The organism is Arthrobacter sp. TMN-49 (assembly GCF_054511095.1).
Genome location: NZ_JBTNDH010000064.1, coordinates 1 through 3,784 on the forward strand (window position 1 = coordinate 1; position 3,784 = coordinate 3,784).

Annotated in this window: 1 protein-coding gene; it reads right to left on the bottom strand. The window is 53.0% G+C overall.

Going from position 1 to position 3,784, the window contains the following annotated elements; genetic code table 11:
• Positions 1-656: 656 nt before the first annotated feature.
• On the bottom strand, positions 657-3,296 hold the full coding sequence (locus ACX80E_RS17025) for a TrlF family AAA-like ATPase (protein ID WP_459303249.1): 2,640 nt from the start codon (positions 3,294-3,296) through the stop codon (positions 657-659).
• Between the last annotated feature and the right edge of the window lie 488 nt (positions 3,297-3,784).

Consider the following 3,784-nt stretch of genomic DNA (forward strand, 5'->3'; position numbering starts at 1 on the left):
CGAGCCGTCCTGGGATTCCTGACACCACGCGAAGTTTTCACCAAGCTACTCAACGCGGATGTTGCTAAGACGGCTTGACACCGCCTGGCTTCTGGCGACTTGAACAGAAATGCGGGCGTTCCGGACTGCAGGCTGCGCTGATCCTGCCTTCCGTTTTGTGCTGGCGAGCATTCCCTTTGGCACGCTCACGGACAACAAGCGTTTGGACAGCTGCCCTCTTTGCGGCGCGTCGTGTTTCTCGACGACGGCGCTCGCGGAATCGTCCCGAGAATCCGGCGGCGCAGTACGGCTGGGTCGTGCGCCGTGGTTCAAACGGCGACTGGCATTCTGGGTATTCTTGCGAAGATATACAGATTCGTGGCCGTTTGGGCCCCTGCCACCATGACTGCCTGTGGGGCTTCCTGCCACAGGCAAGTCCTGGGATGCAAGACGTTTTACAAACATGACCGGAAATTGTCGCTAAGTTCAGGCCGATGGCTCGCGGAGGAAGCCGAGCGGAGGCCAACACAGCATTGAATCGCAACCGACCCAATGCTGTGCTGACCTCTCATTGACGTCATATTCGTTCAGCTTGACGGCAAGATGTAAAGTCGGAGCCAATTGTGTCTTGGATCCCCTTCGCTCGCATTCAATCAAGGGTGTTTGATATTGGACGACTAAAATCCATATAGGTACCGACGGGCATTGAATGCTTCTCTGCCGCCTTCTAGTAGCTCCTCCACCATCATCCGGACTGGTGGGTGATCAATTGAGCCTAGGCCGTCCGAGACAATTTGGCCTGCTACTCCTGTCGGCCCATCCTCGGCCGCCAGCGAAACTATCTGGTCCGCATCGCCTAACACGGGAATGTTGGCGTTGTGGCTAGAGAAGATAACCTGGCGATTACCTTTGGTTTCGCGCAGCTTGGGTACGATGTCTTCGTATATGAACCGATTGTCGAGGTCGTCCTCGGGCTGGTCGATTATCAACGGACCGTCACCCCTGTGTAAGAGAAGCAACAACAGTGCAGTCGCCTTCTGACCAGTGGAAAGGCGGCCCAGCGAGCGCCAGACAGGGGCGGCCTTTGGGCCGACATTGAGCTCGAGGTCTGTACTGATTGGCAAGTCGACTTCCTCGATGAGCATCAATGCCTCTTCTGAAGCGCCTGAGAGCGTTACCGACTGAGCCACAGAAATTGAGGGGTAACTAAACTGGATGGCATCGGCTCCCTGCCTGATGAGCTCAACAAACGACCGAGGAGAAAATGGGTTGGCTTCCGAAATAGCAGTCCGAACGTGATCGAGCCGCCCGCCAATTTGATCGGTAAGAATGGAAATTACGGGAGTGCGGTCCGCGCCATCGAGAATGCTTGCCTGGACAGTTCCCTTTAGCCGTCGCCCAACTTTTTTCGCCTCGCGTGTCAGGTCCCGGAGCCTCACTATCCGACTCGCTTCCGCGTTTGCCAGGAGTCTGTCTCGGTCTTCTAGTAGCTTGTCCAGGGCCTCCGCTTTTTCATCCCGAGTTTTCTGTAGCGGCGTCAATGCGTTCAGATCGCCACGGAGCTTGAGGTATTCGCTACCATCGATTCCTTCTGGTTGCAGGCCGCGTAGCACTTTCGCCAGATCGTCCCGCGTGGGAGATGTCACGGCTTCCCATTCGGTCCGGATAGCCGTGATGGACAGTTCCGTGCGAATCTTGGCTTCATTTAGTGAAGTAAGAACCGTTTCAACGACTGCGTTGTATGTACGCATAGCCTCGGCTACTTGCTTGAGAAGAGGAGCATTTGGAAGGCCCGTTGTCGAAACATCCGTCAAGAAAATCGCGTCGAGTTTTTCTACACTTCTCTGCTCGGTCTCTTTCAGAAGATCAGCACTGCGTTTTAGTAGTACTTCCTCTTGCTGTATTTGCTCCTGGAGCGTCAACTTTTCAGCTACGCCCGCTTCATCGAATCTTGCCAAGCGCTCGTCAATGATTGGCTTTCTGGCAAGTTTAGTATCCAAATCTGTTATGTCATCTTGGATACTGACGATGTCTGTGCGGGACTTCGAAAGTGCTTGAGCACTTGTTGCTGAAGCCGGGCTGGTGTCATTCGAGTCCGGGAGATATCCGGAGAGAAGTTGGGTCAATTTTTGTGGGTGTCTCGCTAATTCAGCCAGTTCACGCTGTCCGTATACTTCTGTCCCGCCGATCAAATCCCTAGGAGTCGAATTCAGGATCTGTCCCGTCAAGTCCCGAACTACCGCATTCTTACCAACTGTTCGCTCGATCGTATAGATAGACAGGGCTGGCTTCCGAACTTCGATTTGCGCGTGAATAGTCGTTCCGGCACCTAACACATTTTTCACAGTCGAGGCATGCTCATCTTGAGAGAATTTGGTTAACGGTGAAATTCCTAAAACGTACCTGATACTTTCCAGAACTGTGGACTTACCGGAGCCACGACCGCCTATGAGGACATTTAGGGACTCGTTGAATCGAATTTTCACTCCGTCAAGGAATCCACCCTCCCAAGAAATTCCTACGACTCTAGCGTGTAGATTCGCGGATGGATCCTCGCGGGTAATTCGAGTTTCTGGAGTCCTGAATGCTAGGTCGAGCCCATTGATCGATCGGCTGGAGAGTTTAATCCAACATGAACTACCTGATTTCTTCACATCGCTTGGATGGGTGATATCCGCAGCATTCAAAATTGCTATGGGATTATCGCGTTTGTAATCGGGTGTCTTATTGGACAATATTCCATTTTGGCCTTGAGTAGGATTTACGCCGCCGAGGGCGACGGCATGCAGTTGGGGACTGGTCCACGCATTGATCGCGGTTTGACCGCTCAGTTTGTCGAGCAATCCTCCTCCGGTGGTCACATGGGGCGCAACTACGACGGCGCCCCAATTCTTTGCCGCAGCGAGCAGTTCGAGGGTATCAAGGCTGCCTGGTCTGGAGTCGAGGCAGTCGTCTGGGATTCCACATTCTCCAATTCGTCGATTGATACTAGCCGCGGTGACTGCCGGATCGAACAGGACAAGGAGATGTGCACCGTCTTTGGCTGTTGCTTCGAATCCTGGAAAGACGGTGATCCCAACAGCCGTAGCAGCTTTACGAAGGACAGAGCTACTGTCCACACACCAGTGATCAGTAATGGCGATTACGTCGATCGAATCATGCTGGAGCGCCTCGATAAGGGCTGAATTATAGGACTCTTCGTCAGCGAACTCAGGTGATTCTTTGGCATTGTTCGCCAAATACGCAAATGGGTTTACTTGAAGCGCACACCGGTGCCACGAGGCACCTTCTTGCAGGCTTGAGAATACCGTATCCAATTTTGACCCCAATCAACAGTAGTGTTTATTTCACTCCTGACAAGGTACCTCAATGTGCTGACAACTACTTCAAACGTCGGGCTGAAGTCCTCTTTGTGACGTCGCCGAGGTGGTTCAGAGGGAGGCTTGAGAATGTAAGTCTGTCTGCGCCTGGCACTCCGGGAGACAAAAGACTCGACCTGACGGCGAGTATCGCCAACTAGTACGGACTTTATTGATACAGTCGGCCAGGCCGCAACGAGCCATGCACCTGATAACGACAAATAGCGACTGAGGCTTTCCAAGAAATTAAGAATTCGGTGAATGATTAAACTAGGAACCGATATTCTAGTCCGCACCTGAATGCCGGAACGGGCTAGCCCAATACCGTGGGCTTGGCGATTCATAAATCGACCAATGAGCGGGGCGGTGTCAAGCCGTCTTAGCAACATCCGCGTTGAGTAGCTTGGTGAAAACTTCGCGTGGTGTCAGGAATCCCAGGACGGCTC